This is a genomic window from Bacteroides sp. K03, assembly GCF_019734355.1.
GTDB lineage: Bacteria > Bacteroidota > Bacteroidia > Bacteroidales > Bacteroidaceae > Bacteroides > Bacteroides nordii.
The window spans coordinates 98075-115019 of record NZ_JAASHC010000004.1; the positions used below are offsets into that span (position 1 = coordinate 98075).

The 16945-nt window shown below is 41.6% G+C and carries 12 protein-coding genes, 2 tRNA genes and 1 pseudogene; 10 read left to right on the plus strand and 5 right to left on the minus strand.

Going from position 1 to position 16945, the window contains the following annotated elements; translation table 11 throughout:
• Positions 1 to 74: 74 nt before the first annotated feature.
• The 7 genes from ahpF (at position 75) to HCG69_RS05125 (ending at position 11618) form a co-directional block, all read left to right on the plus strand.
• A complete protein-coding gene (gene ahpF / locus HCG69_RS05095; RefSeq protein ID WP_221649139.1) occupies positions 75 to 1625 on the plus strand; it encodes an alkyl hydroperoxide reductase subunit F in 1551 nt (516 codons plus the stop codon).
• Positions 1626 to 1774: 149 nt separating this feature from the next.
• Positions 1775 to 4645 (plus strand): TonB-dependent receptor, encoded by a 2871-nt coding sequence (locus HCG69_RS05100; RefSeq protein ID WP_221649140.1) that lies wholly within the window; start codon positions 1775 to 1777, stop codon positions 4643 to 4645.
• 29 nt (positions 4646 to 4674) lie between these two features.
• The gene (locus HCG69_RS05105) at positions 4675 to 5919 is read left to right on the plus strand and encodes a DUF4876 domain-containing protein (protein ID WP_221649141.1); all 1245 of its coding nucleotides are present in this window, start codon (positions 4675 to 4677) and stop codon (positions 5917 to 5919) included.
• A 14-nt stretch (positions 5920 to 5933) separates the two neighbouring features.
• Entirely contained in the window at positions 5934 to 7481 is a 1548-nt protein-coding gene (locus HCG69_RS05110; RefSeq protein WP_221649142.1) for a DUF6850 family outer membrane beta-barrel protein, read from the plus strand.
• Positions 7482 to 7504: 23 nt separating this feature from the next.
• The gene (locus HCG69_RS05115; RefSeq protein WP_221649143.1) at positions 7505 to 9691 is read left to right on the plus strand and encodes a HEAT repeat domain-containing protein; all 2187 of its coding nucleotides are present in this window, start codon (positions 7505 to 7507) and stop codon (positions 9689 to 9691) included.
• The gene (locus HCG69_RS05120; protein ID WP_221649144.1) at positions 9688 to 11229 is read left to right on the plus strand and encodes a hypothetical protein; all 1542 of its coding nucleotides are present in this window, start codon (positions 9688 to 9690) and stop codon (positions 11227 to 11229) included. The genes HCG69_RS05115 and HCG69_RS05120 overlap by 4 nt, the downstream gene beginning before the upstream one ends.
• A gap of 23 nt (positions 11230 to 11252) precedes the next feature.
• Entirely contained in the window at positions 11253 to 11618 is a 366-nt protein-coding gene (locus tag HCG69_RS05125; protein ID WP_195350595.1) for an HmuY family protein, read from the plus strand.
• A gap of 143 nt (positions 11619 to 11761) precedes the next feature.
• Here the strand turns inward: HCG69_RS05125 and HCG69_RS05130 are convergent, their stop codons facing one another.
• A complete protein-coding gene (locus HCG69_RS05130) occupies positions 11762 to 11968 on the minus strand; it encodes a hypothetical protein (protein ID WP_221649145.1) in 207 nt (68 codons plus the stop codon).
• Positions 11969 to 12196: 228 nt separating this feature from the next.
• Here HCG69_RS05130 and HCG69_RS05135 point away from each other — a divergent pair, with 228 nt between their 5' ends.
• The 3 genes from HCG69_RS05135 to HCG69_RS05145 are packed head-to-tail and all read left to right on the plus strand — an operon-like array spanning position 12197 to position 15890.
• The gene (locus HCG69_RS05135) at positions 12197 to 14371 is read left to right on the plus strand and encodes a polysaccharide lyase 8 family protein (RefSeq protein ID WP_221649146.1); all 2175 of its coding nucleotides are present in this window, start codon (positions 12197 to 12199) and stop codon (positions 14369 to 14371) included.
• Between the two features lie 11 nt (positions 14372 to 14382).
• Positions 14383 to 15195: an inositol monophosphatase family protein gene (locus HCG69_RS05140; protein ID WP_221649147.1), complete on the plus strand. Its 813-nt coding sequence runs from the start codon at positions 14383 to 14385 to the stop codon at positions 15193 to 15195.
• 5 nt (positions 15196 to 15200) lie between these two features.
• Positions 15201 to 15890 (plus strand): ComF family protein, encoded by a 690-nt coding sequence (locus HCG69_RS05145; protein ID WP_221649148.1) that lies wholly within the window; start codon positions 15201 to 15203, stop codon positions 15888 to 15890.
• 5 nt (positions 15891 to 15895) lie between these two features.
• Here the strand turns inward: HCG69_RS05145 and HCG69_RS05150 are convergent, their stop codons facing one another.
• From HCG69_RS05150 to HCG69_RS05160, 4 genes and pseudogenes are all read right to left on the minus strand, one after another.
• Positions 15896 to 16177 (minus strand): putative quinol monooxygenase, encoded by a 282-nt coding sequence (locus HCG69_RS05150; RefSeq protein ID WP_221649149.1) that lies wholly within the window; start codon positions 16175 to 16177, stop codon positions 15896 to 15898.
• 74 nt (positions 16178 to 16251) lie between these two features.
• Positions 16252 to 16350: pseudogene (locus HCG69_RS20620) on the minus strand (RNA polymerase subunit sigma-24); the annotation flags it as partial.
• A gap of 417 nt (positions 16351 to 16767) precedes the next feature.
• Positions 16768 to 16841 (minus strand) — tRNA-Asn (locus HCG69_RS05155).
• A gap of 29 nt (positions 16842 to 16870) precedes the next feature.
• Positions 16871 to 16944 (minus strand) — tRNA-Asn (locus tag HCG69_RS05160).
• Position 16945 lies beyond the last annotated feature (1 nt).

Below are 16945 nucleotides of genomic sequence, written 5' to 3' on the forward strand. Positions count from 1 at the left end.
TATTCTATAATTCCGACTCCTGACTTCTGACTTCCAATTCTATATTCTAACTCCTATTATTCTATCTCCTAATTATGTTAGACCCTACATTAAAAGAACAACTGAAAAGTATATTTGCCGGATTAGAGGCTGATTTTACTTTTGATATATACGTATCGTCCGGACACGAAAGCCGTGGCGAGTTACTCGATCTGCTGGCTGATGTAGCCGATTGCTCTCCCCATATCTCTTGTCGGGTGAATGAGGGAGAAAGGTTGGAGTTTACTCTGTTGAAGAATGGAAATGAGACCGGTATTACCTTCCGGGGTATTCCTAACGGGCATGAGTTTACTTCTCTGCTACTTGCCATTCTTAATCTTGACGGTAAGGGAAAGAATTTTCCCGATGAACAGGTTTGTAACCGTGTGAAAGCCTTGAAAGGCCCGATACACCTTACTACTTACGTTTCGCTTACTTGTACCAACTGTCCCGATGTGGTGCAGGCTCTCAATGCTATGACTACGCTGAACAATTCTATCTCACATGAGATGGTGGACGGTGGTCTTTATCAGGACGAAGTAGAAGCTCTTAAGATTCAGGGGGTACCTTCTGTATTTGCCGATGGAAAACTACTGCATGTAGGGCGTGGTGATTTTGGTGAGTTACTTACCAAACTGGAGGTCCAATATGGTATCAATGAAAGCGAAATAGACACTACCGTAAAGAATTACGATGTTATTGTTGCCGGTGGAGGTCCTGCCGGAGTTTCTGCTGCTATCTATTCGGCACGTAAAGGATTGCGGGTGGCAATTATCGCCGAACGTATTGGCGGACAAGTAAAGGAGACGGTAGGAATTGAAAACCTGATATCTGTTTCACATACGACTGGAAGTGAACTGGCAGATAATTTGAAAACGCATCTGTTACAATATCCGGTAGATTTATTGGAACATCGTCGCATTGAAACTGTAGAAGTCAACGGAAAAGAGAAACTTGTGACGACTTCTGTTGGTGAGAAATTTGTAGCTCCTGCCTTGATTATTGCTACTGGTGCTAGTTGGCGGAAGCTGAATGTGCCCGGTGAAACAGACTATATCGGAAGAGGCGTAGCTTTCTGCCCTCATTGTGACGGTCCGTTTTATAAAGGTAAGCACGTAGCTGTTGTCGGTGGTGGAAATTCAGGAATAGAAGCGGCTATCGATTTGGCCGGTATCTGTTCGAAGGTTACAGTCTTTGAATTTATGGACGAGCTCAAAGCCGATCTTGTTCTGCAGGAGAAAGCAAAAAGCTTGTCTAATGTGGAAATATTTGTTAGTTCACAGACGACGGAGGTAATAGGTAATGGTGATAAATTAACTTCTCTCCGTATCAAAGACCGTAAAACAGACGAAGAGCGTATAATGGAACTGGATGGCGTTTTCGTTCAGATAGGTCTGGCTGCCAACAGTGCTTCTTTCCGTGGAGTTGTGGAGATGAACCGTTCCGGTGAGATTGGTATTGATTCACATTGTCGCACAAATGTTCCGGGTATCTATGCTGCCGGAGATGTATCAACTGTACCTTATAAACAAATCATTATAGCCATGGGTGAAGGTGCCAAGGCTGCTTTGTCTGCTTTCGAAGACAGGGTAAGAGGAATCATTTGAGACATTCTTTTTTCTTGTGTTACCTCATTTTAAACAATACCTATTGATAGGGTATTCCGATGTGAATATCCCTATTGATAGGTATTTTTTTGCCTTCTTTACTGAAGTATCTTTGCAGCTCAACATCAGGCGTAAAGATAAGAACGAATATGAGACAACAATATGCTGTAACAAGAGCATCTTTTCTAATACTATTTTTGATATCCTCCCTTTGTATATTTTCGCAGAATACTCCAGTCAAACGTATTGATTTTAATGGAACCCTCATTGATGCGGAAACAGGAGCTCCCATTGAATTTGCTACTATACAGATACCGGATCATGCGCTTTGGGCAATTAGCGATATGGATGGTAAATTTAAAATTCCGGGAATGAAGCCGGGAGTTTATACGTGTGAGATATCCGTGTTGGGTTATCAAAAGACAATTAAGAAAATAGAGATAAAGCCGGAGATGAAGCTAACTGTTATTAAACTCTCTCCCATGACTCTGGCTTTAAATGAAGTAGTCGTCACCGCTCAGGAGCAGCGGATGGGATCGGCTTCCAGAATAGATCAGAGTGCCATTCAGCATATCCAACCCAAGAGTGTGGAAGATATGTTGCAACTCCTTCCTGGCAATCTGACTAAGAATCCGGATCTGAATAACGTGGGGCAGGCTTATATTCGTGAAGTATCTTCCAATGATAATAATGCTTTGGGTACATCGGTGATGGTGGATGGTGCTCCACTTTCGAATGATGCAAATATGCAGGTGCTTTCCACCAGTAAGTCCGGTACGAGTCTGAATGCTCAGTCGGTGAGTGGAAAAGGACTTGACCTGCGTACCATTTCTCCGGATAACATTGAATCTATGGAAGTAATCCGGGGCATTCCCTCTGTAGAGTATGGAAATCTTACGTCAGGTGCGGTCATTATCAAAACTCGTTCGGGGGTTACTCCGCTCGAAGTAAAACTGAAAGCAGATCCTTTCTCTAAAATGGCCTATGCCGGAAAAGGTTTCCTTATCAGTGAGAAAATGGGAGCAATGAATATTTCCGCCGATTACTCACAGTCGTATGCAGATATACGTAAACGCTATAACGGATTTGACCGGATTACGGCCAATCTGGGATATTCCAATACTTTTATGAAAAGTTCCCGGCCTCTGACTTTCAACATGAGGCTGGCCTATTATCAGAACATAAATAGTGAAAAATCAGATCCTCAACTGAAGCAGGATGAGAAGATAAAAAATGAAAATATGGGAGTGCGCTTCAACCTTGAAGGTAACTGGCGCCTGAATACTTCCTGGATTTCTTCTTTAGGATATAGTTTCATGGTAAATTATAGCCATCAGCAGGATTATCGTCGTGAACAGATCATCTTGCAATCGGGTATTACTCCGGTGGCTAATTCGTATGTGAGTGGCGAATACCAAACCTATTTCCTTAACTCATCTTATTATTCCGACTATACGGTGGACGGTAAACCTTTGGATGTGTTCGGACAGTTGAAAGCCAATAAACTTTTCCAGTTCTCATCCGATTGTTTTATGACCCTGAAAGCAGGCATCGAATGGAAATATAATGTGAACCGGGGTGATGGGATGATGTTTGATCCTAAGCTTCCTCCGGTGGTAAACGATATTCAGTCTATTCGTCCCCGGTCGTTCAAATCAGTTCCGGCTATCAATACACTTTCTTTCTTCATAGAAGACAAAGCCCAGTTACCCATTCGGAAAACAACATTGACCTTACAGGGAGGTGTACGCCTCAGTAATCTGTTTATAGATAAGAGTGCCGGAAGAAAGGATATGTTTATGGTAGAACCTCGTATTAATATGGAATATAATATCTTGAACGGTGACAATAATAAAGTGTTTGATGACTTGAGTATTGTAGGTGGGTTTGGTATTGCTGCCAAAGCACCTACTCTTCTCTACCTGTATCCTGATAAGGCTTATTTTGACGAATCAAGTTTCAATCTAATGTTTGCCGATGATATGAGCAAGTCCACTTCTATTATGACTACCAAAGTCATAGATAATACCTCTAACCCTGATCTGAAACCAGCTTATAGCCAGAAGATGGAAATAGGTTTGGCAGGACGTATCAGAAAGGTAACTGGAAATGTTACTTTCTTCTATGAAAAACATACCAATGAGTATTCTTTCAAAGGAGTACCTGTGACGATGCCTTTTCGGCGTTATTCGGTTCCGGGATATGTGGATAATGTGAATTATACCAACGGTATGCTTTATTATGAAAAAGACGGAATAAGAAACCCGGCTACAATTGTAAATGATACTACCTTGTATTCTTACAATATGCCAGTGAACAATACCCGTACCATCAAGCGGGGAGTAGAGTATAGCATCAACTTCGGACAGATTCCTCTTCTGAAAACATCTGTAGTGGTAGACGGTGCGTGGCTCTATGTAAAGCGTCATTCTACATTGCCTACCTATTCGAAGATAGGATCCTCGTATGAGGGAAAACTTTATCCTTATATGGCTGTGATGCCCGGAGGAGGTGGTTCTATAGAACAACGTTTCAATACGAACGTCCGCTTTATCACGCATATTCCTAAATTGAAAATGATTTTCTCCACTACGGCACAGATTGTATGGAAAGAGAGCTATCAGCGTATTTACGAAGATGAAAGTGGAAATAATCTGTTCTACAAGGCTGTTGATCCGTTGAGTGGTAACAATGAAGAGAAATACTTTGTCAACCCTATAGGCTTCATCGACAAGCAGGGAAACTTCAATGAGTGGAAAGCCGAATATCAGGATATACACAAATATCGCCTGATGATGACTCAGTATGGACACAGTAATTACTTTGGGGTAGAGAATTACCCGACTACTATATTACTGAATTTTCGTTTGACAAAAGAATTGGGAAAGATGCTGGAACTCTCGTTTACAGCAAATAATTTCCTCAAAATATCAAAGAGCTATAAGTACCGGACCGTTGCAGGTTACAAAGACCTGACTATTCCGATCTACTTTGGAGCAGAAGTAAAAATCAAAATCTAAGATGTAATAACTAAAAAAGAAAACTAAAGATGAAAAAGTTGTTTTGTTTATTGCCTTTGTTGGCAATGTTGTTTTTGGTATCGTGTTCAGATGATGAGAATGATAACATCGCAAAGAAATACACAGTGGATGTAACTGTGACTCTTCCCACGGATATCAGTATGGCGGATGTAACAGAATTGGTAATAACAGCCGTTAATACTCAAACATCCGAAGAATCGGTAGCTAATCCGGTAGATGGTAAAGCTTCGTTTACCTTGAATGCCGGTGAATATGATTTCCGCGCATCAGGTAGTGCTAAAGATTACAATCTGAACGGGTTGGTAAGCAAAGTTTCTGTTTATAGCGATCAATCTGTAAGTTTACCTTTGGCAATTGCCTCTGGTAGTGGATTGATTTTTAAAGAAGTCTATTTTACAGGAGTGAAAGACTGGTATTTCAAAGATGCCTTCTATGAAATCTATAATAACTCGGATGAAGTGCAGTATCTTGATGGAGTTATCTTAGGTATTGTAGACAACGGTCTTCCGGTAAATGTATATGTTCCTTCTCCTTCTATCTGGGTAGATGAAAACGGAGAATTATTAGATCGTTATCCGATGGCAAGCTTTACCGTTGCTTTCCCGGGAACAGGTAAGGAACATCCTCTTCAACCCGGTGAAAGTGTGGTGGTTGCAACGAATCCTATCAAACACAATGAACGTCAATTGACAGGTGATGATGTAGCTTCTCCGGTAGATTTGAGCACAGCTGACTGGGATATTTATTGTGGTCCGTTCTCAAGTACCGATACCGATATTAATGGAATTCCTAATATGGATTGCCTCTATCTGAATGCTTCCTTTGGTATGGATTTCATGCCTTCTGTAGATGGGCAGGCGCTGATTTTGGCTAAGCTCCCGGAAGGAATGACGAATGTAACATTTGTAGCTGATCCGGAGAATATGATGGTGGCTCCCGGTAAGAGTGATAAGGCACAGCTGATGATTCCACGTGAATATGTAATTGATGGTATCGATATTGTACCAGCTGTAACAAGCGAACGATACAAACACCTGAAATCTACAGAGGATGTGGGTATGGCATGGGTAGACGGTTCTTCTGACGGTTCTCTGAAGAATGGCGGATACTCCGGTAAGAGCCTCCGTCGTAAAGTAATTGCTATTAATAACGGTCGGGTGGTGTATAAAGACACAAACAACTCCAGCGAAGATTTCATCCTGGGTGGACAAACTCCTACTCCGGGAACACATCCGACAGGAGTAGATAAATAAAGAAAAAACGAGTCATGTTTGTAAAGCTGAAATTCTCTCTAATAATAGGTTTGTTTCTTTCCTGCCTTTGCCATGCGCAAGGCAGGAAAGATTCGCTACGCTTGTATCAGGATGTGCTCTATCTGGGTAATATACAATACGGCAGTAATAATCCGACGGCAATTTCCGATTCACCTCTGCGTAGTGTGACGGATATCAACATTAACTTCCTTCGTTCTTCGGGTGACTTCCGGTTGGTAGATCAGTCCTCGCGTGAACACTGGTGGAGTGGAAGCTTGTTTGGTATACAGCGGATTGGCAAAATAACTTTTGAAGGAGATGTCAGCTATGAGAATGGTAAACAGACAGACCGGAAATGGAACAGTACGCTGTTTATAGCTGATGATAACCCGTTTATTGTAGCCGACTCACTTACGGGTGATTACAATGTGGAGAAGTTCAGACTTAATGGAGGTTTCTCTTATGAGATTAATGCACATTGGAGAGCCGGGCTGAGAGCGATATATGAGGTTGGAAGCAGTGCGGATCAGACAGATCCTCGCCCCGATATCAAAGGAATGCGCTTTTTGCTCAATCCGGGTGTGGATTATCAATGGGGTAACTTCAGAATTGGTGCTTCTGCCGGTGTACGCTGGCTGGGTGAATCGGTGAATTATACTTTGGTAAAAACTTACGAGACCTATCAATTATTTTTGTTCCGGGGTATGGGAAATTATGAAAGTCAGCAGGCGATTGGCTTCCAACGGAGATACACCGGAACTGCTTATCAGGGTAATTTGCAGTTGGGTTGGAATAATGCGGCTCATCTGGCTGATTTTCTTGAGTTAGGTTACGAGAAATCTACAGAAGAAGCAATAGATGGTAGCAGCAGTAATAAATATAAAGGAGGAAAGTATGCACGTACAAGATTCTCTTTAACGAACCGTTTTCGGATTTCCGGAGAAAGAACAATGCATAATGTCACTCTTGAGGCTTCGCATAATAAAGTAGAAGGAACGTGGTATATCCAGACACAGTCCAGTGATGCAGATGGCAATACCGTATGGGAAGTAAAAGATGCTTCCGTATGCCATATCGAGAAACGGACGGATGCTTCACTTACCTACCGTATGGACCGGATGCGGCAAATGCTACCACATTTCACCTGGGAGGTGAAGGCCGGAGTCCGTCAGTCTGATATAAAAAATTATCCGGAGGTTTATTTGCAGAAATATACGGCTGCTTATGCTGTACTGAATGCCTGTAAGAACCTTCCTATTAAGAAAAGTCTGCTTAGCATCTATCTTAACGGGATGTATAATCACAGGCTTTCTTCCAGCTTTTCAGCTGATGGACTGAAGCTGAAAACTGTTTATAGCCTTCCTGCTTTTGAAACCTCTGCAGCTGCCTACTGTCAAGGGAATATAGGTGCAAAGGCACAGGTTCCTCTTGCTATTTCCGGTTTTCACTCGTGGCTGGGAGTATATGCGGAGTATACATTGAAACATTACACGGGAGATTATGTACCTCTGGACGGTACAAACCGTAATCAATTAAATGTGGGTGTGAATTTGACTTTTTAATGAATTAAAGTAATAGACGAAAAATGATAAAAAGAATAGTTAGCTTACTGATTCTTGCCGGAACAATAACCTCTGTTGCATTGGCTGCAAAACTTCAACGGGGTTTCGCTATTGTAGTTGATCCGGTGAGCTATAAGGAAGCTCGTACGGATATAGATAATTATGCTAAGGCTGTAGAGAATGACGGACTAAAGACCTACATCATTGTAGACCGTTGGGGAGTCCCTGATTCGATTCGCTTTCAGCTTCAACAGTTGTATCTTGAAAAGGAATGCCCTATTGAAGGAGCTGTTTTTGTCGGGGATATTCCGGTACCTATGATACGTGATGCACAACACCTGACTTCTGCTTTTAAAATGAATCAGGAAACCTTTCCCCGTACCGAATCATCGGTGCCTTCTGACCGTTTCTATGACGACTTCGATCTGAAGTTCAATTTTCTGGATAAAGATGAACAGTATCCATTGTATTACTACTACTCTCTGTCTCCGGATTCTCCGCAATTTCTGTCTCCTGAAATCTATTCGGGACGTATAAAAATGTCGGCTGATGATGCTTCTAAATATGATAAGTTACGTGCTTATCTGCAAAAGGTAGTGGCTTTAAAGCAAAATACTAACCCTGCCGATCAGTTACTTTACTTCAGTGGGCAGGGGTATGTATCCGAATCTATGATGGCCCGGATTGATGAGAAGTTAGCTTTAGTTGAAAACTTTCCCTGGACACGGATACAGCAAAATGGCATTGAGTATATTGATCACAAACGGGATGCTGCTGTGAAGTATCGCCTGATGTCCGAACTTCAGCGCAATGATCTTGATATCGCTATTCTCCATCATCACGGAGATGTGGAAATAGAATATATGAATGATCTGCCCGAACCGCAGACTACTAAAGATCAGGTGGAGGGCATCAAGCTTTATTTGCGTGAAACAATGCGTCATGCCCGTGAGAAGGGAAAGAATACTGATTCGATACAGTTGGTATTAAGTAAGCGTTTCGATGATCTGCCGGCTTCCTGGTTTGAAGGTAGTTTTGATCCGGAAATCACCCAAAAAGATTCTCTTTTCCTGCGTAGTCTCGATTTGTATATTGAAGACTTTGACAACTATACTCCCAATGCCCGTTTTATCGTGCTGGATGCTTGTTTCAACGGTTCTTTCCATAAAGATAAATATATAGCCGGTGCCTATATTTCGGGTAAAGGCAATACAATGGCTGTACTTGCAAACAGTGTAAACGTGTTACAGGAGAAGTGGACAGATCGTTATTTGGGACTTGTTGGTCTGGGTATGAGAGTTGGGCGTATGGCGATGGAAAATCCTTATCTGGAAGGGCATTTGATTGGTGATCCTACTTTTCATTTTGCTGTTCCCGTTTCTCTGGGATTTGATATCAATGAGGTGCTTTCAACTAAAAATGCTGCCTGGTGGAAGAAACAACTGAATAGTTCTTATCCTGCTTTGCAGGCTATGGCATTGAGGCAGCTTTCGGATGGCGGACAGATGAACTCCAAACAACTGTTGGATAAGTTTATGAGTAGCCCGTCTGATATCGTGCGTATGGAATGTCTGGTATTACTTTCTGAATATGACGATGATAACTTTATCCGTTGTCTTGATTTAGCTGTATCCGATAGTTATGAAATGATCCAGCGTTTTGCTATCAATATGATTGCTCGTAATGGAGATGATCGTCTGGTTCCTGCGTTGATTCGTGCTGCCATTCGTAATAATACAGCGGAGCGTATTGAATTTAATGTAAAACAGGCACTTGCACTTCTCCCGGAAAAAGCATTGACGGCTGAGTTTCAGAAACAGTTTAATCCGTCATTGTATGTAGAGAGCGAAAAGGCAGAGCAAGGCATTAAACGTGCTATTGAAGTAAATTCTAACCGTTGGCTGAAAGATATTAGTTCTATTTATGCAGATGATAGTCTGACGGTGAATCAACGGTTGGGGCGTATCCGCTATTTACGCAATTATAATGTGCACAGCCAGATTCCTCAGTTATTGGAGTATCTCCAGAAAACGGATAATGAACCGGTTCAGGTTTCATTGCTTGAAGCGCTGGGATGGTTCAGGATGTCATGTCGCCACAATGAAATAAGCCAGGTGGCACAGGCTATGAGTCAGGATAGCCGTTATTCACAAGCTGTGCGTGATGAGGCACTTAAAACTTATAATCGGATAATGAATCATCGTAAATGAATAATTCACGAAAGTATATAATTTTAATAGCTTGCCTGCTTGCTATCGGTCTGTCATCGGTAGCACAGCAGGTACGCCCTGTTTATCCGGTGAAGCCTTTGACACAGGAGGATATCTCCCGCAGGCAAAGAATACCGGAGTGGGGGACGAATACACGTTCTGCCTCCTCTGCTGTACTCCCGGAGGGTGTAGATAATTCAACCTTGAAATATTTCCCTCCTGTATTTTCTCAGTTGGGTAATTCCTGCTCACAAGCCTCTGGTGTGCGCTATGTTTATACTTATGAGTTGAACCGTTTGCTTGATCGTGCTGCTGATAGTCCTGAACACATATTCAATTATCATTTTACCTGGAATTATCTGAATGAAGGAAATGACCAGGGCTCTCATCCTGAACTGGGTTATAACATGATGAAGGTAGCTGGTGCTGTAACATTGAGTGATATGAATGATGAGAGTGCTGCCACCTCTTCTACTACCTGGATGACTGGTTATGATAAATATCTTCGCGCTATGAATTATCGGGTGAAGAGTTACTCAAAGTTTACTCTAAAGACGCGGGAAGGTATAGATCGTCTTCGCCAGTATCTTTATAATCGTGGCGAAGAGGGAGAACCGGGTGGTGTGGTTACTTTTTCGTGCAAGAGCTCTGACTGGAAAGAGGTTACCTATAAGGGGACATCTGTCACTGGATTGACACATATGATCACCCGTCCCGGTACGGACGGAGCACATGCTCTTACCATTGCCGGGTATGATGATACGGTAGCCTATGATTTAAATGGTGATGGAGAGATTACTGAAGACGAGCGTGGAGCTTTCATTGTAGTAAATTCCTGGGGAACCTGGTGGGGAAGTGAAGGTAAGTGCTATTATCCTTATAAATATTTTCTACTCCCTGCCGCTGAGGGTGGTCTTGCCGATTTGGATGCAGAGGCACTTATGGTAGAACCGGAGATTCATACTCCGCTTGTTGTTTTTCGGGTGAAGTTGACTTATACATCTCGTAATGATCTCTATTTTCGTTTGGGTGTAGCCGAAGGAGATGCCGCTTCTCCTTCCGTCATATTAGATTATCCGTTAATGTTGACACAGGGTGGTGACTATTATATGCAGGGAAACGGTACACTTGAATCTTTCAAGACTATTGAAGTAGGGCTTAACTTTACAGATAAATTAGCTGATTTTCAGTCTTTCCGCTCTCCCAAATATTTTCTGATTGTCAGGCAAATTGGCAATGGGAAATTAGGGGAAGGGAAAATAAACAGTTTTTCTGTGAATGACTATCGCACTGGAACAGAATATGCGTGTACAGAGAAAGATCTGCCTATCAAAGGAGAGTTAAAGCTTTCTACCTCTTCTACTATAGAAAGCGGACTTTCAGCCAGTCCTGTGGAGTGGCTGGTTCCTGATACTAATACTCCTCAGTCTCACCCGTTTGTGGTTCGTAAAGCAAACGGACAAACCGTTAAATTACAGTTCCAGGGATACGACCGGAAGAATGGAAAACTGACCATTCGTTATGCTCCTCTACCTTGATAACTGTAAATGAAAAATTAGTTATGAAACCGATTATTTTTATTTTAATATGTATAGGTCTGTTCACTTCTTGTGCTTCGGAGAAATCTGTTATACAAGAGGAAGACCGTTTGGTTACCTTATCCGGACTGAATGATATGCAGTGGACTTATATCTCTTTGTCTACCGGTGAGGTAGTAGGTACTTCGCCGCTGAATTCTGCAGAAGATGATGCTCACTGGCGCCTCCGTACGGATTGGGATATGGCTGTTTGCGGAAAGTATATTCGTACGAATAGTGGTACTTCGGGGGTCGGACAGGGAGGAATTCAGTCAGTTCTTACTCCTTATGGAGAACTTACCACTCTTCCTTCCGAAGAGTTCAAGGTGGATGTGTACACCAATAAATAGATTCTTTATATAAAGAAAGTACGTATTTCACTACTACTTAAATACGTATTTAACGCTGTGTTAAATACGTTAGTTTGTAGTAAAAAAGTACGTACTTTTTTAATGCTTGATAATCAGCATTCTCTGAGAGAAGAAGCACTGTTTCATTTCAAATCTTCTTTGATGACTTTATCCATTTCCTTGATCCGTTCTTTCTTACTTTTAGTAATGTTTTCTTTGGTATCATGAAACGCATTTTCGGTTTCTGATACTTCATTACTCCAATCTTCAAACTTATCAATTGCCGGACGTCCGTCAGGATCAATGTTCTCTTCGGCAATAGGATTGTTTCTGTTAATAATACCACTCATAATCGTTCTATTTTAATTGTTTATAGGAATAAAACAGCCACAGGCAGGGAATGTTCCGATTTTTATACTTTTTGTAAAATATAGTATTTAATTATCATTGAAGCAGAATCATATTAGGTTCTTCCGGATCTTAAAAAGAGGAAAAATATACTGTATAATAGCTTGTATCTCATAGAAAATTGCCAACTTTACTGACAATTTATAGAAGTAATTTATAAAAAACAGACTATGAGAACAGTGTTTCGTTGTATGGTAGTATTGGTTGTACTTGCAGTGCCTTTTCTACCGAGCATGGCAAATACCCGCCTTTTATCTCCTTCACCGGGAGAAGTAAATGAGTTTGAAATGTTGATGGATAAGATACGGATGGATTTTGCCGGCAATCCTTCTATTGATGAATATCTGGCAAAATACAATGCTGCCGATGGTTCATTTACAGATATAGATTATAGTCGTACAGACCGTACAAACTGGGAACCGTTGATTCACATTGACCGTGTCTATGATTTTGTTTTTGCCTATACAAATCCGAAGAATAAATACTACCGGCAGGAAGCATTGTATAGTAAGATTGTGGCTGCACTTGAATATTGGTACCGGCGTAATCCGAATTGTAGTAATTGGTGGTATAATCAGATAGCCGAACCACAACGGATGGGTGTTCTTTTAATTCAGATGCGCACGGGAAAAAAGCATATTCCTGCCGATCTTGAGCATAAAACTTTGGAACGGATGAAAGCTGAAGGTGGTGATCCGGCCAAACGGACCGGAGCCAATATGACTGATATTGCCTTGCATTGGATTTACCGGGCTTGCCTGACAGCTGATGAAGAGATGTTGAAAAAGGCCATTGCTTATTCATATAGTACTGTTGTGTATACTACTAAGGAGGGATTTCAATATGATAACTGTTATTTTCAGCATGGAGTACAGTTGTATATAGGTGGCTATGGTGACGAAATACTGAAAGGAGTGACCCAGGTGGCTATGTATACAAGAGGTACCCAGTATGCTTTGCCAGCAGATAAACTGGCACTTCTGAGTAAGTTCATGCGGGGTACTTATTACCAGACGATTCGTGGTAAATATATGTCATATGATGTGTTGGGGCGTGGAGTAAGCCGTCCCGGTATTCTGGATAAAAGCGCAATGGCTGAGTTTGCTAAACGAATGATCATTCTGGATCCGGAATATGCAGATGAATATGAGGCGATTGTTGATCGCCTTGCCGGAAAGAAACCAGCGGATTATGCTGTGAAACCGTGCCATACACACTATTTTATCGGAGATTATACGTTGCATGTACGTCCGGGGTATGCATTTGATGTTCGTATGGCTTCTTCTCGTACTATGCGGTGTGAGTATGGGAATGGCGAGAATCTGAAAACTTATTTCCTTTCGGATGGTTGTACTAATATAGTAATAAAGGGAGATGAGTATTATAATATCTTCCCGGTGTGGGACTGGGCAAAAATACCCGGAGTGACAGCACCGCAAATGACAACTATTCCTAAAGCTGCCAGTGATTGGCAAACGAGAGGAACATCCACCTTTGCCGGTGGTGTGTCAGACAGTATCTATGGGGTAACTGCTTATGCCTATCAGGATGATTATGCCGGAATAAATACTACTGCAAAAAAGGCATGGTTCTTTTTTGATGATGAGGTTGTATGTCTGGGTGCAGGGATTACATCTACTGCCACGGAGAGTATCAGTACAACGGTGAATCAATGTCTGCTCAATAACGAGTTACCGGTTACCATAGCCGATAATAACCGGATTTCCACAGTAGGAGCTGGAAATTACTTCTATAAAGATAAACTGAGTTGGGTACTACACAATGAGGTTGGCTATGTATTCCCTATGGGTGGTAATGTTTTTCTAAGTAATAAAACACAGTCCGGCAACTGGTATGATATCAATACGGCTGCCCCAAGGATGGAGCAGGATACAGATGTATTTACGCTGGGTTTTGATCATGGGCTGTCACCCCGGGATGCAACCTATGCTTATATTGTGGTTCCCAATAAAAAGACGGTGAAAGACATGACTGCTTATCCGGTAGACAATATAGAGATTCTTGCCAATAGCGATTCGATTCAGGTAGTCAGAAATAAGAAACTGGATGTTTGGGAGATGGTGTTTTATCGGGCTGCAACGTTCAATCATGGTAAGATTACGGTAAAGGTGGATAAAGGTTGTGCGCTACTTTTTAAAAATCTGGAGAATTCCGCTTTATATTTTCATATTGCAGATCCAGCACAGACACAATCTGTTATTAATGTGGATATTTGTATTCCTTCTGTAGATAAGCATGTAAAGACAATCGTATGTGATTTTTCTGATACCGGCATTTATGCGGGAATGTCGAAGGTGTATTCTTTGGGAAAATCGAAGGATTAAATTAAAATGAGATGTTAGATTTAAAACAATTGACTGCCGATGTATGCTGTATAGCAAATGCTATCGGTGGTTTTCTGAGAGAAGAGCGGAAGAATTTTCGCTCTGAATATGTTGTCGAGAAGTGTGCGCACGATTATGTTTCTTATGTAGATAAGGAATCAGAGAAAAAGTTAGTAGCAGCACTTTCTGCATTACTTCCCGAGGCGGGATTTATTGCCGAAGAAGGGTCGGCTACTTATAATGACGAACCCTATTGTTGGGTAATTGATCCGCTGGACGGAACTACTAACTATATCCATGATAATGCCCCCTATTGTGTTAGTATTGCGCTGCGTAACCGCGATGAATTATTACTTGGTGTTGTTTATGAGGTTTGCCGTGACGAGTGTTTTTATGCCTGGAAAGGAGGGAAGGCTTGGTTGAATGGTGTACAGTTACAAGTTTCGGAAGTTCGGGATATAACCAATTCTTTTCTTATAGTAGAACTGCCTTACAATGACGGGGCATATAAACAGACAGCACTGCACCTGTTAGATAACCTTTATGGCAGAGTGGGTGGTATTCGTATGAATGGATCTGCCGCTGCTGCTATCTGCTATGTAGCTGCCGGACGCTTTGAAGGTTGGTTGGAAGCATTTATTGGTAAATGGGACTATGCTGCGGCTGCATTGATTGTATTGGAAGCCGGTGGAGAGGTGACCGATTTTTGTGGGAATAAACATTTTATAGAAGGGCATCATATTATTGCTACGAATGGGGGGATTCATTCGCTTTTGCAGAATTTGGTAAACGAACTTCTGCCAGAAGGATTGCTTAATCATTAAGTATTATGAAAGACTGGTTTAGCTCTTTCTTTTCTCTCTTTTTTCCGCGCTGTTGTCTGATATGTGGTGGTCCATTGGCAAAAGGAGAAAAGTGTTTGTGTGCCCGTTGTAATATGGAGTTGCCTCGTACGGGATACCATCAGATTAAAGATAATTTGGCGGAGCAATTATTCTGGGGGAAAATACCTCTGGAAAGAGCTACGGCTTATTTCTTTTATCGACGGGGAAGTGATTTTCGTCATATCCTTCATCAATTGAAGTATGGTGGTCAAAAGGAAATTGGAGAAGTAATGGGACGTTGTGTGGCAGCAGAATTACTTTCTTCCGGCTTTTTTGAAGGGGTGGATGTAATTGTTCCTGTACCGCTTCATAAGAAAAAACAGAAACTACGCGGCTATAATCAGAGCGAATGGATAGCTCGCGGAGTTTCTGCTATTACTTCCATACCAGTAGAAACTTCCGGTGTGGTACGTGAAAAGAATACCGAAACGCAAACTCGTAAATCTGTGTTTGAACGTTGGGAAAACGTGGATGGTACCTTTCATCTTGTTACTCCGGAGTGTTTCGTGGGAAAGCATGTACTTATTATTGATGATGTGCTTACCACCGGAGCTACTACCGTGGCCTGTGCTTCTGCCCTTGAAAAAGCTGGTGAAGTGCGTTTTAGCATACTTGCATTGGCTATAGCCGAATAACTTGTTTAGAACGATTCGATGATTAGCTCTGACGCCAATAACCCTTTAATAGCCTTCCCGAACGTTCGGAAATGTGTGGATGTAGCATGTATATCTATTGCATGCTGATCTTTGTACTCTTCGTAAAAGATGAATGCTACCGGGTTCGTTGGATTCTGATAAAGATTGTAACTGATATTGCCTTCTTCAGCTCTTGTTTCTTGTATCAGAGGTTCTGCTTTACTGATAAACTCCTGTTCTTTGCCAGGAAGCACCTCGACGCGTGCTACAATTGTTTTCTTTTCCATATTACCTTACTGTTATTGGTATTGCACAAAAGTAACTAATAGAATTGGAAAATGGCTTGGCTTATGTCAAAGAATTATTCACTGTCCAGAAGTTCTTCATATAACCGGGTTAACCGTTTTCTCAGATGAAGCACTGCGTAACGTTTTCTCGACAACAGTGTATTAACCGGGATTTTGTTATTAAAGTACATTATTCCACTATCTTTTTTGTCATCAGCCTGATGGCATCTGTCTATACACGTACCGCAACCAGTGCACTTTGCGTCTATTATGAGTAAAGATATTATCTTTCTTCTTTTTAATCCAAACATACTTGTGAAAAGTTTAGGGTTATTAAATTTGTTGTCGAGGTATACCATCTATTCTGGTAGACGAATGTGAAAAAGGAATATTTTAAAGGGAAGCATTTTTTTTAATGAGTTGTGATATTCGGCGTGTTCGGGAATGGTGGCTATAGTTATACGGATGGGACAGGGTAGACGGTTGCTATAAGCATATAGCGTAGTTTTGCGGCTATGATAAAGGTGACATTGTCGTTTTGTTGAGGGGAATAAATACAAAAAAGTCCGCCATAGTGACGGACTTTCTTGCTCTTCCTCTTGGACTTGAACCAAGGACCCTCTGATTAACAGTCAGATGCTCTAACCGACTGAGCTAAGGAAGAATAATTTGCAGTCAAGATTTTAAACTTTGCTCTTCCTCTTGGACTTGAACCAAGGACCCTCTGATTAACAGTCAGATGCTCTAACCGACTGAGCTAAGGAAGAA